This window comes from Arcobacter sp. F2176, assembly GCF_004116465.1.
GTDB classification, from domain to species: Bacteria; Campylobacterota; Campylobacteria; order Campylobacterales; family Arcobacteraceae; genus Arcobacter; species Arcobacter siniprincipis.
The window spans coordinates 14,673-31,626 of record NZ_PDJV01000010.1 but is presented as its reverse complement, the minus strand read 5'-3'; the positions used below and the strand labels follow the sequence as shown (position 1 = coordinate 31,626).

The window sequence follows — 16,954 nt, the reverse complement described above, 5'->3', positions numbered from 1 at the left end:
CTTTCTACTCTTCAAAAATCACTATATCATAAGAGCTTTTTTTAATTACTAAAGCTTTTGATGATGGGACAACTCCAAATTTATCTATTTGTTTTAATTGTGTTTTATATTTTTGAACATCTTCTTCTAAATTTTTTATTTTTTTATTTAACTGAAGTATTAAATCAACTCCCGCAAGATTTATTCCTAATTCTCTAGTAAGCCTTAATACATATTTTATATGGTCAATATCCTTTTGAGAGTATAAACGAATTTTACCATTTGTTCTAGAGGGGGTTATTAACCCCTCTCTTTCATATTGCCTTAAAGTTTGTGGATGGATTTCTAGAATCTGTGCAACAACTGAGATTAAATATACAGGTTCTGTGTATGAGTTTGTTTCCATAATATCCTCTCTTAAATAGTTTCTGGTAGTTTCTCTTTTAATAAATTAACTAAATTTTCATCTAAATCTTCAACTTTTGGTAAAAGAATATTTGCTTTTAGATATAAATCACCTTTTATTCCAGTTTTTCTATTTAAAATTCCCAATTCTTTAACTCTAAATCTTTGGTATTGTTTAGTGTTTTCTGGGACTTTTAAAGTTATAGTTTTATGTATTGTTTTTATTTCTATCTTTCCACCAAAAAGAGCTGTTTTTAGTGGTACATCAAAATATTTTGTTAAGGTATCTGCTTCAAGAGTATATTCAGGGCTAGGTGCAACATTGATTTTTATAATTAAATCACCTCTTTTCCCATTGTATGATTTTCCTTTTCCTTTTGCTCTTATCTTTTGTCCATCTCTAATACCTTCAGGTATTTTAATATCAAAAGATTCATTATTGAAAGATACTTGTTGTTTCCCTCCAAGAATAGAAACATCAAAGGCAATAGTTATTTGAGCACTCATATCTAAATCTGGCTCACTATAACCGCCAAAACCTTGTCCCCCAAAACCTTGGTTTCCAAAACCACTTCCTCCAAAGCCACTAGAGCCACCAAACATTTGTCTTAAAATCTCATCTAAATCGACATTCCCACCTTGACCTCTTGCAAAGTCATGGAAGTTTTGTCCTCCAAACATAGAATCACCATGGTGATCATATTGTTGTTTTTTTTGTTTATCTGATAAAACTTCATAAGCTGCATTAATTTCTTTAAATTTTTCTTCTGCATCTTTATCTTTGTTTACATCAGGGTGATATTTTCTTGCTAATTTTCTGTATGCTTTTTTTATTTCATCACTTGAGGCACTATCACTCACCTCTAAAGTTTCATATAAACTTTTTGCCATTAAAACTCCATATAATATTAATTTTTATTCTAATTATAGCACAAACTTGAGTCGTAGTCAATCAAGTTTAAATAATTAATAGCAAAAAAGTAAATTAATTGCTAAAAAAGTAAATATATACTAAAATCATTGTATGAATAACAAAATATTTGAAAAAGATGAATGGACTCAAGAAGAGTACTTAAACTACAAAGAAGAACTTAAAAAAGATGGTATAAATGTGATTTTAGTAGATACGATTTTAAAGCCAATTGTTGGAGCTGAATATATTACTTATAACCCTTACGAAATGAAACTTCTACCAAAAGATAAAACAGTATTTGTATTTTATTGTGATACTGGTAAAACTACTAAAAGTAGATTAGAATTTTATAAAGGCAAATTACCAGGTTTTAAATGTATAAGTTTACATGGTGGAAGAGGGTATTGGAGACCAAATTTTAAATTATTAAATAAAAAAGATGAAAATGAAAAATTATGATTATGTAATTATTGGAGCAGGGATTGCAGGATCTTGTGTGGCACATTTTTTAAAAGATGAGAAGACTCTTTTAGTAGATAGATTTGATGATGTTGCACAATTTGCTTCAGGAGTAGCTGGCGGATTTTTATCTCCTTTGCTTGGAAAGCGAAATAAGTTTAAGGATTTAGTTACTACATCTTTAAAGTTTGCAGTTGAGTTTTATAAAGAATTAGATGAAGATTTGATTGTGCAAAAAGGTGTTTTAAGAGTTCCAAAAGATGATGAAGATAGGGTAGGTTTTGAAGAGTACAAAAAGCACTTTGATTTTGAATGTGAAGAGAAAGATAGTGGCTTTTTTTTCAAAATAGGCTCACAAGTATTTTCTTATGATATGTGTAAAAAACTCACAAACAATATTGATAAAAAATTTAATTATGATGTAAAACATATAAAAAAAATAGATAATTTTTATATTATTAATGATGAAATTAAGACAAAAAATCTTATTTTAACCACTGGTTCTGACATAAAATTAATAGATGAAGAGTATATAAAAATAAGAGCTGTATGGGGACAAAGAATTGATATTTCTACTACAAGTTGTATAGATTTTAACTACCATAAAGAGTGTTCAATATCAACTTCTCATGAAAAGCTAGATAATAAAACTTATAAAGTCTCAATAGGTGCTACACACCATAGGTTTGATAATATTTTAGAAAAGGATTATAAGGCTTTTGAAAATCCAGAATTAGCGAATTTGGCTAATATTGGTTATACAAATAAATTATACAAAAATGATACATTAGAACTTTTAAATAAAGCTAATAATATAAAAACTTTAAATAATGTAAAAGTACTCAAAACTTACTTTGGAGCAAGAGCTAGTAGCTTTGATTATTTTCCATTAGTAGGAAGTTTGATTGATTCTAAATCTACATTAAATATGTTTCCATATTTAAAAAATGGAACGCCTGTAAAAAGTGATAGATTTATAAGATATGAAAACCTTTTTATATTAAATGGTGTAGGAGGAAGAGGTTTTGTCTTATCTCCATATTTAGCAAAAAAACTTGTAGATTTTATTAAAAAAAATGACACTTTAGAAGATGAAATTACAGTAGATAGATTATTTAAAAAATGGGTTAGAAGAATAAAATGATAATGTTTATTAATCTAATATTTATAATAAATAGTTAAACTCATACAATTTTATAAAAGGAAAAAAATTGTTTAAAAATATTTTAAAAATTGCAGTTTTAGGTTTAATAGGTTTTGGATTACTTGTTTATTTTACTGCTGAAAAACCAGAACAAGTAAATCCAAATGTCATTGTAAAAAGTAAGTTAACTTTAGAAAATTTGCCAAAAAATATTGAGCTTGTAGGAAGTAAGAATATTATTTCTTCTAGTGAAGTATTTAAAAAAGGTACTAAAACTTTAGTTATTGTTGGAAACCATGATTCATTATCTGTTATAAAAGATTTGAAAAAATATTTTACTATTGATATCCCATATGTAATGGTTGCAAATATTTCAGCTGCCCCATGGTTTATTAAAAAGTGGGCAATTCCTGGAAAACTAGAAGAGTTGACAAAGGGTTCAAATATACCTATGGTTTATGATTATGATGGTTCTATGGTAAAATCTTTAAATCAATATGATACTTCAAAAACTGGATTTTTTGCATATTTGATTGATGAAGATGGAAATATTACAAATATTTACACTGGAAAAGTCAAAGAAGATGCAATGGAAGGTTCAATGAATGAAGAAGAAAAGAAAGCTTCTTTACAACCACTAGTTGATTTATTAAAATAAAAAAGGGGATTTTACCCCTTTTTTAATCTAATATTACAAAAAAACTTCTCTTAAATATAAAACTAATTTGAACTTATTATTCTTTTTTAATTAAATAGGGGTATCATTATTACTCAACAATATTTTTTAAAGGAATTAAAATGAAACACGAATTAATGAAACTACCTTATGAAATGGATGCATTGCAACCATTAATGTCAAAAGAGACTTTAGAATTTCACTATGGAAAACATCATCAAACATATGTAAATAATTTAAATAATTTAATAGCTGGAACTAAATTTGAAGATTTATCTTTAGTTGAAATTGTAAAAGATGCTGAAGGTGGTCTTTTTAATAATGCTGCACAAGTATTTAATCATGACTTTTTTTGGAATGGTTTAACTCCTGGTGGATCTACTATCTCTGGTGATGTAGAAGCTGCTTTAGTTGAAGCCTTTGGATCAGTTGAAGAATTCAAAACTCAATTTACAAACAAAGCTGTAACTCATTTTGGTTCAGGGTGGGCTTGGTTAGTTAAAGATTCAAGTGGTAAATTATCAATTGTTTCTACTTCAAATGCAGGAACCCCATTAACTGATGGTTTAACTCCAATTCTTACCTGTGATGTGTGGGAACATGCATATTATATTGATACGAGAAATGCAAGACCTGCTTATTTAGAAAACTTCTGGAAACTAGTTAACTGGGATTTTGTAGCTCAAAATCTTAAATAATTAGAATTTTATTAATCAATTTATTTAAAGGGTCATATTTTATATGGCCCTTTTTTAATATTCATCAAAAATTAAATAGGTGAAAAAATGAACAATGTCACAAAACAAGACTCTATCCGAGGTGCTTTTTTTGCATCAATTGTTGCAGATGCTTTATGTTTGGGTAGTCATTATGAATATGATGCAAAAAAAATATATAAAGCATATGGTGAAAAACCCATAGAGAAATTTATGAGTCCTGGTGAAATGATGGGTGGAATGACCCATGGAATAGGTTGGGGTGAACAAAACTATCATCCTGGTAAAAAAGCTGGTGGAACAACTGATTATGGGGACAATAATATTTTAATACTAGAGTATTTAGCAAAAATAGCAAATCCTGTCCAAGATTTTGATGTGTCAGCTATTATTCCTCATTGGATGAATAGATTAGAAAATAGTTGGGGTTCTTGGATTTGTACTATGAGTAGAGAGACTTATGCTCAAGTAAAAAGAGGTGTTAGAGTTGAAGACTTAGGTGGATATTCAAATGCAACAGCCATAAGACACGTGGCAGCTCATGCTTACTATGATGATGAAGAGGTCTTAGTAGATGTGGCAAAAAAAGCTATGTTTACCCATAAAGAATCTCATGCTTTAGGTGGGGCAGAATTTTTTGCTAGAGTTACAAATCGAGTAATAAACGGAACTGAGCCAAGAGTTGCCATCGAAGAAGTTGGAAAACTTATGGGTGGATTTTATCAAGATAAAGTAAATCAAGCAATTGCAAAATATGAAGAGGAATCAAATCCCCAATCTGATTTATCAAAAGAGCAGTTTAGTGATGATTTAGCACTTACCTCAATGGCAAGACTTTGGGATGTGGGGAGAAGTGAACCTATAAAAGTAGGGAAAGCTAGCCCAACTGAGGGGACTATGCCTGGAAGTATTTATTTTATCTTGAAATATGCCAACAAAGAAGATGGTCTTAAAAAAGCACTTCAAGCCAATGCCATGGTTGGTGGGGATAATGCTTCTAGGGGTATTATGATCGGTATGGTACTTGGTGCTTATTTTGGAGTAAATGCTATTCCAAAAGAGTGGAAAGATACTTTAGACCAGTGGGATTATTGTGAAGAGTTATTAAATAAACTACCACTTTTACAATAAAGCAATACAGAGAATAAAATTTCTCTGTATCTTATTCATTTAACCATTCAAAAGCTTCTATTTCATTTTCGAAGTTTTTTACTTCCCCTTGTATAAACCAAGCTGCTATTTTAGAACCAACTTTTATCCAAGTTTTACTATTGATTATGGCAATTTTTTCAAACTCATTTCCATGTTTAAGTCCAAGTTTTAAATCATCCCAAGCAGCTTCAAGTTCCCAGCCATCAAGCTCCGTACAATCAACAATAGCTCTAATCCTAGGATTTGTAATACCTTCAACTGCAGAATCAATCATAGGAGTTATTGTTTTATAATCTTCATGGGTAAGTGTACCTATTGCTTTTATAGTAAGGAAAAAACTACTATCTACTTTTTGTATACCAACTGTGAGTTCATGTTTTTTAGTTTTCATGGTGTATTCCTTTTTTAAAGTTCTACTTTTATAAGTTTACTCCAATTTTAGAGAAATTTAAAGTTTAGTCAAAAAAGCTATTTTTATTTAGTGTATCAACTAATTCTTTAACAGAGGCTACAGATTTTGAGAATAACTCTTTTTGCTCATCTGTTAGATTTAGTTCTATTACTTTTTCAACTCCATTTTTCCCAAGCATTATTGGTACTCCTGAAACTATGTCTTTATAGCCATATTCACCTTCAAGTAAAACAGCACAAGGGTAAACTTCTTTTTTATCATGTAAGATTGCTTCTACCATGAGTGAAGTGGAATGTGCTGGTGCATAATATGCTGAGCCTGTTTCTAAGTATTTTACTATTTGAGCCCCTCCATTTTTTGTTTTTTCTACTATATCTTCTATATCTTGTGAACTAAGAACTTCACTTAAATGTACGCCTGCTACTGTTGAAAAATTTGGTAGAGGAACCATATCATCACCATGCCCACCCATAACAGAAGCATTTATTTGTCCTGCTCCATATCCTAGTTTTTCTAAAATAAAGTGGCTCATTCTTGCACTGTCTAAAATACCTGCCATTCCTATGATTTGATTTTTAGGAAAGTTTGAAACTTTTAGTGCTGTGTAAACCATCACATCAAGAGGATTTGATACCACTATTATAATTGCATTTGGAGCTTGCTCTTCTATATCTTTTACAACTATTTTCATAATCTTTGCATTTGTAAGAAGTAAATCATCTCTACTCATACCTGGTTTTCTTGGTATTCCTGCAGTTATAACAATAACATCACAATCTTTTAAGTCAGTTGAATTTTTTGAAGCAATTACAAGTGTACTAGAACTTGCAGCATTTGCAGCTTGTGAAATGTCTAGGGCCATTGCTTTTACAATATTTTCTCTAATATCTTTTAAAACTATTTTTTCACAAATTCCTTTTGAAGCTAAAGTATATGCAAGAGTTGAACCTACATTTCCAACTCCAATAATCCCAACTTTTTTATTTTTCATAATGTCCCTTTAAAATTTAAATAAAAAAAGGTAGATCAATTGACCTACCTTTAAATTATACTTAATAAAAATTAACCAATAATTAGATTTAATGTTGCACTTGGTCTTAATGCTTCATTTGCTTTTGCTTCATCTGGTAGATAATATCCACCAATATCAGAAGCTTTTCCATGAGAAGCTACTAATTCAGACATAATTCTATCTTCATTTTCAGCCATTGCTTTTGCAATAGGAGTAAATTCTACTGCCAATTCTTTATCTTCTGTTTGAGCTGCTAACTCTTGTGCCCAATACATAGCTAAATAGAAATGACTTCCTCTATTATCAACACCACCTAATTTTCTTGATGGTGATTTGTCATTTAAAAGGAAAGTTCCAGTAGCTTTATCTAAAGTTGTAGCTAAAATTTTTGCTTTTGCATTATTTTGAGTATTACCTAAGTGTTCAAAAGAAGCTGCTAATGCCATAAATTCACCTAAGGAATCCCATCTTAAGTAAGACTCTTCTGTGAATTGTTGTACATGTTTAGGAGCAGATCCACCAGCACCAGTTTCAAATAATCCACCACCTTGCATCAATGGTACGATTGATAACATTTTAGCACTTGTTCCAAGTTCTAAAATTGGGAATAAGTCAGTATTATAATCTCTTAATACATTTCCAGTTACAGAAATAGTATCTTTACCTTCTCTCATTCTTTGTAAAGATACTTTTGTAGCTTCTAATGGAGCCATTATAGATATATCTAAACCACTAGTATCATGTTCAGGTAGATATTTATTTACTTTTTTAATCATTTGGGCATCATGTGCTCTATTTGCATCTAACCAGAAAATTGCTGGAGTATTTGAAAGTCTTGCTCTAGAAACTGCTAGTTTAATCCAATCTTGGATTGGAGCGTCTTTAGCTTGGCACATTCTGAAAATATCACCAACTTCAACATCAAATGAGAATATTGTATTCCCTTCTTTATCTGTAACTTTAAATTGTCCATCACTTGGAGCTTGGAAAGTTTTATCATGTGAACCATACTCTTCAGCTTTTTGAGCCATAAGACCAACATTTGGAACAGTTCCAATAGTTGTAACATCTAATTTTCCATTTTCTTTAAAGTCTTCAATAACTGCTTTAAATGCTTGTGCGTAAGATCTATCAGGAATCATTGCAATTGTATCTTCTTCTTTATCTTCAGCATTCCACATTTTACCACCACCTTTAAGCATAGCAGGCATAGATGCATCAATAATAACATCAGATGGTACATGTAAGTTTGTGATTCCTTTAGCAGAGTTTACCATTGCTAGTCTTGGTTGTTTTTTATAAATTTCAGCAATATCAGCTTCGATTTCAGCTTTTTTAGCTGCATCAACTTTGTCTAATTTAGAGTAAAGGTCACCTAAACCATTATTAAAGTTAACTCCTAATTCATCAAATAAAGCTCCGTGTTTAGCAATTAAATCTTTGAAAAATACTTTAACCGCAAATCCAAACATAATTGGATCAGAAACTTTCATCATAGTAGCTTTAAGGTGTAAAGATAATAATACATCTTTTTCTTTTGCTTCTTCAATTGTTTTTGCATAAAACTCTTGTAAAGCTTTTGCGCTCATAATTGTTGCATCAATTATTTCACCTTCAAGTACAGGTAAAGATGCTTTTAATACTGTTTGAGAACCATTTTTGTCAAAGAAAGATATTTTTAAATCGTCTTCTTTTTCAAAAGTTTTAGAAAGTTCATAACCATAAAAATCTCCATGATCCATATGTGCAACTTCAGTTTTAGAATCTTTTGTCCATTCTCCCATTCTATGTGGGTTGTTTTTTGCATAGTTTTTAACAGCACTTGGAGCTCTTCTATCTGAATTTCCTTCTCTTAGTACTGGATTAACTGCAGATCCTAGGATTTTTGAGTATCTAGCAGTGATTTCATCACTTTCATCATAATTAGGTACATTGTATCCTTTTGATTGTAATTCAGCAATTGCTGCTTTTAATTGAGGAATAGAAGCAGAAATATTTGGAAGTTTTACAATATTTACAGTTGGATCTTGAGTTAATTTACCAAGTTCAGCTAAATGATCACCAATTTTTTGATCTTCTTTTAAATTCTCTGGAAAATTAGCAAGAATTCTACCTGCAAGTGAGATATCTTTTGTTACCATTTCTATGCCAGAACTTTTTGTAAAAGCTTTGATAATAGGTAGAAATGAGTAAGTAGCTAAAGCTGGAGCTTCATCAACTTTCGTGTAAATAATTTTTGACATTTTTGTTCCTTGGTTTATTTAAGTTTTCGTGTAGGTCATATTATCATTATTTTATACATAATATTTTAAATAACTACCAAGAAAGAAACAGTTTAAATTTCTTGTTTCAATACTTCTCAACTAATTAACTGTTTTCCAAAGATTTTTTATAGTTTTTTTTGATTCTGGCATATCTTTTTTTGGAAATACTTTTTTTTCTTCTACTCTTTTTACATTTTTTAACTTGTTTATATTATTTATATGTTCTTTATAAGTATTTGTAAAAAGATGTTTTCCAGTGCTTTTATCTCTATAAAAATATAAGTATTGACTTTTTGATGGAAAAATTGCAGCTTTTATAGCATCTAAACTAACTGCACAAACTGGATTATCAGGTAAGTCTGCATATTTATATGTATTGTATGAAGAAGTGTCTTCTCTTATCATTTTTGATGTTACTTTAGTATGTGAGTAAGCTCCATAGTTTAAAGTACCATCCATTTGCAAGGGCATTCTTTTTTTAAGTCTATTTTGAATCACACTAGATATTGTTGACATTTCAGTAACATCTGCTGCTTCTTTTTGTATTATTGAAGCGATTATTACATATTTGTACCAGCTTTTTTTTATATAATGACCAAATATCTTATTTGAAAACTCTTTATACTTATTATTTGTATATGAAATTAAATAAAAAACAATGTGATCTTCATCCATTCCTATTGGCAGATTATATGTTTCTGCTAAAATATTACCATCAAGTTTGTATGCATATTTGTTATAAGCTTCTTGAAGTTTTGGAAAAGATAGTTTTAATTTTTGGGAAATTTCTTGTAAGAAGTAATATGCTGTTTCTCCTGGAATCAAGGTCAATGATTTTAAAGCTGCTTTTGAAGTAAGAAGTCTACTTATAAAGTCAGCCTTAGTCATTTTTGTAGCTTTTAAATCAATCCAACCACTTTGAGGATAACCTTTTGCTTTAATAATTATTTTATCAATAATATTTAAGTCATAGCCTGATTTATTTAGGTATGTTATAATATAATTCGTACTCCCTTTAGGTATAAAAATCACTTTTGAAGAGGATAAAGGGATCGTTATATAAAAAAGTATTACGATACTAAATACTAGGATTACTTCTATAATGTTACTAAAAAAAATTATTGCTTTTATTTTATTCTTTTTATCACTAATGTCATTTTTAGTTTTTTTCTTAATTAATGGTATCAATTTGGATTCATTCTCTTTTGGTAATTTTTCAGTTTCGAAATTCTATATTAAAATTGATAAGAAACTCATTGTACGAATAGATGAAATAATTATAAAAGATAAAAAAACAAAAGTTCATAGTTCTTTTGAAGATATAAAATCAATGATAAGCAAAGCTCCTATGATTTTGGATTTCTTTCAAAGCATTAATATAGAAACTATGAAAATAGCAGACAACACTTTTAAAATAAGATTAGATGATGATTATATTTATATAGACAATAAGTTTGTAAATATAGCTTCACAGTATTCAAAAGAGGGCGATATCTTAAATTTAAATATTTATTCTATTTATTTAAAAGATATTGATTTATTGCTTTTAGGAAAGATAAAATTAGACTTGCATAATAATATTTTAGTTTTTTTAGGAAAATATGATTATAAAAATTTAGTAAATGGTCAATTAAATATTCAGACAAATAAAGAAGAACTTGACTTTTTTATAAATTCTGGTGAAATGAAAGATATTAAATTTTTAAAAAAATATGTAAGTTTAGACAAAATAGCTGAGTCATGGATGTATGATAATGTAAATGGAAAAATCTATTTAGATTATTTATATGGAAAATTTAATTTAAAAACTCTTACTCCCATTTTAAAAAGTATCAAAGGATATGCAAGAGTTACAGATGCAAAAGTTAAGTTTCATGGTGATTTAGATGCAGTAGAAACACCTCTTATAAATTTACAATATGAAAATGATGGCTTACTTATCAATTTAGAAAAGCCAATATTTAAAGGAATAAGTATTGATGGAAGTTTTGTAAATATACAAGATATGACAAGTTTGAAATATGGGCATGTTGATGTAACCTTAAAAGCTACTCATATGCTTGATGATAATGTCTTAGGCATTTTAAAAGCTTATAAGATAAATCTTCCCATAAAACAACTATCAGGCTCAACCGATGCTAATGTGCACTTATACATACCTTATGATTCTCCTATGAAGACTTTTGGTGTATTTAAAAGTAAAGATTCAACTTTTAAGATAAATGATTTTGAGTTTTATTCAAAACAAGGAAGTGTTGATTTAATAAATAGTGATGTAATTATAAAAGATACTGATTTTATGCATAAAGATATGATAGATGCAAAAGTAAATTTAAAAATCAATACTAAAACTATGGATTCAAAAGGTGATGCTTTATTAAACAAACTTTTAATTAAAAGTGATAATCAAGAAATTGTAAATATAGAAAATAAAAAAATTGATTTTGCTATAGATTTTAAAGAAAATACAAAATTTACTATTGATGATGTGGATACTCAAATTTTATTTCAAAATAATAGTACAGATATAAATATCAAAGATATAGGAAAAATATATCCGTATTCGAAACTCTTAAAAGATTTAGATATTAAAAAAGGTGATATATCTATAAAACTAGATGATAAAAGTAATATTAGCTTTTTAGCAAATTTATATGAACTTAATCTGCCTTTAAAAAAAGAAGGAAGAAAAATAGATAGTTTAAGACTATTTGGATTGATTAATGATAAACAAACTACTATTAATACATATTCAAATGACCTTAAAATCGATATTATTAAAGATAAAATTAATTTGATAATTAATTCTTATGATATTGATTTATCTGATGATAAAAATAAAAACAACATAGGAGAAGATTTAAGTATTAGGTTAATAAATTCCAATATATTGTTAAAAGACAATAGTTTTTATTCTATGGATTCAAATATAGATTTAATCAAAGATAATGTTTTTTTTGATGGGACTTTTGGGAAACTTGATATTCCAATTACTGATGGTAAAAATAAAATTAAGACATTAAATATAAAAGGATATTCTAAAAAAGACTTAATAAAAGTTATTTCAAAAGATAAAAATATTGATTTAACTTTAAAAAATGATGATGATTTATATTTAAAATTAAAAAACTTTGATTTGATGTATGATACCGAAACTACAAGTGTTGACAAATACAAAAATGTAAAGATTGAAGGTAAAAATTCAAATATAATTGTTAATAGTAAATACAAAGTTTTATCAGATAAATATAATATAACGGCTAATGAGAACAAAGCTATATTTGCTTTAAATTATTTAAATGGAAAAATAAAATATATAAAAGATATTAATGATAATATTAGTTTAGATGCAAAAGATATTAATGATAACTTTGTAAATACCTTTTTTGATAAAGAATTAATAAAAGGTGGAACATTTTCTTTAACTGCTGATGGAAAAGATAATTTCATGAGTGGGAAAATGCTTTTTGATAAAAATAGAATATTAAATTTAAATATATTAAATAATATAATTACTTTAGTGAATACAAGTCCTGCTCTTATTAACCCTTTATTAGCTATCCCTGCAGTTTTTGGGATGGTAACAAACGGTGGATTTAATTTAAATGGATATGCAGTAAATGAAGGATATGTAGATTTTACTTATGATTTTGATAATAGAATTTTAAATTTACTTAAGATTCATACAATTGGTAATTCGGTTGATTTTGATGGATATGCAACGATTAACTTAAAAGACTCGACTGTGGATTCAAGTGTTGATCTTATTTTCATGAAAGATTATAGTAAGATTGTTAATTTTATACCAGGATTAAGTTATATCTTTTTAGGGGATGATAAACGAGTTTCTACAAAAGTTGATATTACAGGTAATTTAAATGATCCTCAAATAAATACAAATCTAGCAAAAGATTCTATATCTGCACCAGTTGATGTTTTAAAAAGAATAATTACTTCACCTGCAAAGTTATTTGAAAAGTAAAAGTTTATTCGTTTCTTAAAACATCAATAACATCAATTTTAGTAGCTTTTGATGCAGGGTAATAAGAAGATAATAATATGATTAGTACTGAACCAATCATAATTGATATGAAATCAATCATATCTAAATCCAAAGGAAGTTTACTAGTTCCATAAACATCAGCTGGAAGAGAAATAATATTAAAATTATCAAGTATAAAAATACCAAAAAAACCTAAAAATGTACCGATTATAATACCAGAAAAACCAATTACAATACCAAGTTTTAAAAATATTTTCTTTATCTCTTTATTTGTTGCACCCATTGATAAAAGTAGAGCTATTTCTTTTCTTCTACTCATAACTGTCATAAGTAATGATGAAATGATATTAAGTGAAGCTACTAATATAATCAACATCAAAACAACAAAAAGAGCTTTTTTCTCTAATGCCATTGCCGAGAAAAAATTTCCATTTTGTTGCCACCAACCAATTACTCCAACACTTGGGTATTTTTGTAGCTCTTTTTCTAGTAATTTAATATCATTAAAGGCATCATCTGAATATATATGAATACCATCATAATAATCATCATTTTTTCTTAGTATTGTTCTTAAAGCAGCAGCTGATGTGTACATATAAGAGTTGTCATATGCATTTAATCCTGAACTAAAAGAACCCTTGTAGTTAAATCTTTTCATTTTAGGCATCATTGAAAAGCCATTTGGATTTAAAGAGGTAAAATACATGGTTACTTTACTATCATCATATAAATAAAGTTTATCAGATGTTCCAATTCCTGTGATTAAATCATATTTATTTAACACTAAGTTTTTTGTAGCTTTTTCATATATTGAGTTTATTTTAGCTTCTCTTTTGGGATCAACACCAAAAATCAGACCACCTGATATTTTTTCATCATGTTGTACTATTGCTTGAGAAGATATATAAGGAGAAAATTTTAAATTTTGGAATTTTTTTTCAAGATGATTAAGTAAATTATCATTTATCCCATTACCAAACTTAGCATAAACAGATAAAGGATAATTCATAGTAAAAAGTTTATCTTTAAACTCTTTTTCTGTTCCATTCATAATAGCCATTGTTATGATAAGTACCATAACACCAACAGCTACACCAACAAATGCTAAAATTGCACTTATTGATATAAAAGGATTTTTTTTGTCAAATTTTAAGTATTTTTTGACAATAAAGTTAATAAGTTGATTATTCAAATTATTTACCTGCTATTAATCCTCTTTTAGGACCACTTACTCCACAACATTGTTTGTATTTTTTACCACTTCCACAAGGACAAGGATCATTTCTAGCTATTTTCTTTTCTGCTCTTGGAGCTTCTTCAAAGTTAGTTGAAATATTTTCAGAAGCTTCTATCATTTTTGCTCTCATAGCTTCAATTGCTTCTTTTTCTTTTTCTTCTTCTTGTGAATCTCTTAATTGAACAGTAAATAATATTTTAATAATTTCATTCTTTATATTTGCAATAAGTTCTAAAAACATATTGTAAGATTCTTTTTTGTATTCAACTAATGGGTCTTTTTGGTTATATCCTCGTAGACCAATACCAGTTTTTAGGTTATCCATTGAATATAAATGTTCTCTCCAAGCATTATCAAGAATTTGTAAGTAAAGAATTCTCTCTATTTCAGCTTTTTGTTCAGGCGCTGCCATACTCATTTTTTCTTCATATACTTCTTTTATGATTGTAAGTAGTTTTTCTTGTAAATCATCAAAAGATTCTGATTTGATATTTTCTAATGTAAGTTCTAAGTTTAATTCTTCTTTTACTTTGTTAATAATAAAGTCATAATCAAAATCTTCTGCTGCCATACCATTTATGATATTTGCATGAATAAGTAAGTTTGTTATATATTCAGCTCTATTTTCATCAAGTTTTTCAGTAATTTTAAAATTAGGGTCTAATAAATCATTTCTAAAGCTATAGATTACTTTTCTTTGTTTATTTGCAACATCATCATACTCTAGAAGATGTTTTCTACTCTCAAAGTGCATCGTTTCAACTTTTTTCTGTGCATTTTCAACAGCTCTTGTTACCATTTTAGATTCGATATGTTCACCTTCTTCAATACCTAATCTTTCCATAATACCTTTTATCTTATCACTTCCAAAGATTCTTAAAAGATTATCTTCTAATGATAAATAAAATTGAGAAACACCAACATCACCTTGACGACCAGCTCTTCCTCTTAACTGATTATCAATTCTTCTACTTTCATGTCTTTCCGTTCCAATAATTGCTAATCCACCAAGGTCTAGGATTTCTTTGGTTAATTTAATATCAACTCCCCGTCCTGCCATATTTGTAGCAATCGTTACTGCACCTTTTTGTCCGGCATCAGCAATGATTTTTCCCTCTTTTTCATGTTGTTTTGCATTTAAAACTGTATGAGGTATTTTTTTCTGTTTTAATATTTCATGTAATTTTTCTGATTTTTCAATTGAAGCAGTACCTACAAGTACTGGTTGACCTTTTTTATGAAGTTCTGCTATTTTGTCACAAACTGCATTGAATTTTTCTCTTTCACTTTTGTAAATAAGGTCATTTTTATCATCTCTTTGAACGGGAACATTTGTAGGAATAGATACAACATCTAGATTATAAATTTCTGCAAACTCTGTTGCTTCTGTTTGTGCAGTTCCTGTCATACCAGCTAGTTTGTCATACATTCTAAAGTAATTTTGGAATGTAATATCTGCTAGAGTTTGTGATTCATCTTGAATAGAAACATTCTCTTTTGCTTCAAGTGCTTGGTGCAAACCTTCAGAAAATCTTCTACCTTCACTCAATCTTCCTGTAAATTCATCTACAATGATTACTTCATTGTCTTTTACAACATAATCAACATCTATTTCAAATACATAATTGGCTTTAAGTGCTTGGTCTAAAGTATGAGATAGGGTTGCATTTTCAAGTAAATAAAGATTCTCAACTCCAAATAACTCTTCTGCTTTTTTTTGACCTTGTTCTGTTAAAAGTACAGATTTACTTTTTTCATCAACAATAAAATCACCAGTTGTAACAGCATGTTCATCTGCTCTTTTTGGTTCAATTTTTTCACCTTTTTCAAGTTGTTTGGCGATCTGATTAGCTTTTGCATAATCTGAACCTTTTCTATTTGAAGGTCCTGATATAATAAGAGGAGTTCTTGCTTCATCAATTAAGATTGAATCCACTTCATCTACGATTACAAAATGATGTTGTCTTTGCACACATTCATTTAAATCATAATTCATATTATCTCTTAGATAGTCAAATCCAAACTCATTATTTGTTCCATAAGTGATATCACAAGCATATTGCGCTTTTCTTTCTTCTTCATCTCTAATATCACCTAATATTGTACCAACAGTAAATCCAAGGAAATTATATAAAGGAGATAGTTCAGCAGCATCTCTAGAAGCCAAATAGTCATTTACTGTAACTACATGAACCCCTTTGCCTGTCATAGCATTTAATATAACGGGTAATGAAGCAACTAAAGTTTTACCTTCACCTGTTTTCATCTCTGCTATTCTTCCATCATGTAAAACCATACCACCTATTAATTGAACATCATAATGTCTCATATTTAGGACTCTTTTACTAGCTTCTCTAATTATCGCAAATACATCATTTAAAATATCATCTAATTTTACTGATTCACTTTGAACATCACTTTTTAAGGTTTCAAATGTACTTTTTAGTTCATCATCACTCATTTGCTCATACTTTGGTTCAAGTAGAGTTATAGTTTCAGCTCTTTTCTTATATCTTTTTACTTCTTTATCATTTCTCGTACCAAAAATTTTTGAAAAAATATTTAACATAAAATATAGTCCT

14 protein-coding genes are annotated in these 16,954 nt (G+C 28.3%); 6 read left to right on the top strand and 8 right to left on the bottom strand.

The features are described 5' to 3' along the window. Positions 1-4: 4 nt before the first annotated feature. Positions 5-385, bottom strand: coding sequence for a heat shock protein transcriptional repressor HspR (locus CRU95_RS10325; RefSeq protein WP_013135729.1), 381 nt, complete (start codon positions 383-385; stop codon positions 5-7). 11 nt (positions 386-396) lie between these two features. Then, on the bottom strand, positions 397-1,275 hold the full coding sequence (locus CRU95_RS10320) for a DnaJ C-terminal domain-containing protein (protein ID WP_129101054.1): 879 nt from the start codon (positions 1,273-1,275) through the stop codon (positions 397-399). Positions 1,276-1,408: 133 nt separating this feature from the next. Here CRU95_RS10320 and CRU95_RS10315 point away from each other — a divergent pair, with 133 nt between their 5' ends. The 5 genes from CRU95_RS10315 (at position 1,409) to CRU95_RS10295 (ending at position 5,423) form a co-directional block, all read left to right on the top strand. Continuing rightward, entirely contained in the window at positions 1,409-1,756 is a 348-nt protein-coding gene (locus tag CRU95_RS10315) for a hypothetical protein (protein ID WP_258238680.1), read from the top strand. After that, positions 1,743-2,900: an FAD-binding oxidoreductase gene (locus tag CRU95_RS10310; RefSeq protein ID WP_129101053.1), complete on the top strand. Its 1,158-nt coding sequence runs from the start codon at positions 1,743-1,745 to the stop codon at positions 2,898-2,900. Before CRU95_RS10315 ends, CRU95_RS10310 begins: the two co-directional genes overlap by 14 nt. A 67-nt stretch (positions 2,901-2,967) precedes the next feature. Next, entirely contained in the window at positions 2,968-3,558 is a 591-nt protein-coding gene (locus tag CRU95_RS10305) for a hypothetical protein (protein ID WP_129101052.1), read from the top strand. Positions 3,559-3,698: 140 nt separating this feature from the next. Next, positions 3,699-4,274 carry a superoxide dismutase gene (locus CRU95_RS10300; protein ID WP_129101051.1) on the top strand — a complete coding sequence of 192 codons (576 nt, stop codon included), beginning with the start codon at positions 3,699-3,701 and terminating at the stop codon, positions 4,272-4,274. 87 nt (positions 4,275-4,361) lie between these two features. After that, positions 4,362-5,423, top strand: a complete 1,062-nt coding sequence (locus CRU95_RS10295) for an ADP-ribosylglycohydrolase family protein (protein WP_129101050.1) — start codon at positions 4,362-4,364, stop codon at positions 5,421-5,423. A gap of 31 nt (positions 5,424-5,454) precedes the next feature. On the opposite strand, the gene CRU95_RS10290 is transcribed toward CRU95_RS10295, so the two are convergent. The 4 genes from CRU95_RS10290 to mltG all read right to left on the bottom strand — a co-directional run bounded on the left by CRU95_RS10290 (position 5,455) and on the right by mltG (position 10,164). After that, positions 5,455-5,835 (bottom strand): STAS/SEC14 domain-containing protein, encoded by a 381-nt coding sequence (locus CRU95_RS10290; protein ID WP_129101049.1) that lies wholly within the window; start codon positions 5,833-5,835, stop codon positions 5,455-5,457. A gap of 64 nt (positions 5,836-5,899) precedes the next feature. Beyond that, entirely contained in the window at positions 5,900-6,847 is a 948-nt protein-coding gene (gene mdh, locus CRU95_RS10285; RefSeq protein ID WP_129101048.1) for a malate dehydrogenase, read from the bottom strand. A 71-nt stretch (positions 6,848-6,918) separates the two neighbouring features. Further along, a complete protein-coding gene (locus CRU95_RS10280; RefSeq protein ID WP_129101047.1) occupies positions 6,919-9,111 on the bottom strand; it encodes an NADP-dependent isocitrate dehydrogenase in 2,193 nt (730 codons plus the stop codon). A 120-nt stretch (positions 9,112-9,231) separates the two neighbouring features. Beyond that, positions 9,232-10,164 carry an endolytic transglycosylase MltG gene (gene mltG, locus CRU95_RS10275; RefSeq protein WP_309109220.1) on the bottom strand — a complete coding sequence of 311 codons (933 nt, stop codon included), beginning with the start codon at positions 10,162-10,164 and terminating at the stop codon, positions 9,232-9,234. Between the two features lie 70 nt (positions 10,165-10,234). Here mltG and CRU95_RS10270 point away from each other — a divergent pair, with 70 nt between their 5' ends. Continuing rightward, positions 10,235-13,114, top strand: a complete 2,880-nt coding sequence (locus tag CRU95_RS10270; protein ID WP_129101045.1) for an AsmA-like C-terminal domain-containing protein — start codon at positions 10,235-10,237, stop codon at positions 13,112-13,114. A gap of 4 nt (positions 13,115-13,118) precedes the next feature. Here the strand turns inward: CRU95_RS10270 and CRU95_RS10265 are convergent, their stop codons facing one another. Together CRU95_RS10265 and secA are read right to left on the bottom strand one after the other, a co-directional pair. Further along, positions 13,119-14,327: an ABC transporter permease gene (locus tag CRU95_RS10265; protein ID WP_129101044.1), complete on the bottom strand. Its 1,209-nt coding sequence runs from the start codon at positions 14,325-14,327 to the stop codon at positions 13,119-13,121. A 1-nt stretch (position 14,328) separates the two neighbouring features. Then, a complete protein-coding gene (gene secA, locus CRU95_RS10260; RefSeq protein WP_129101043.1) occupies positions 14,329-16,941 on the bottom strand; it encodes a preprotein translocase subunit SecA in 2,613 nt (870 codons plus the stop codon). Between the last annotated feature and the right edge of the window lie 13 nt (positions 16,942-16,954).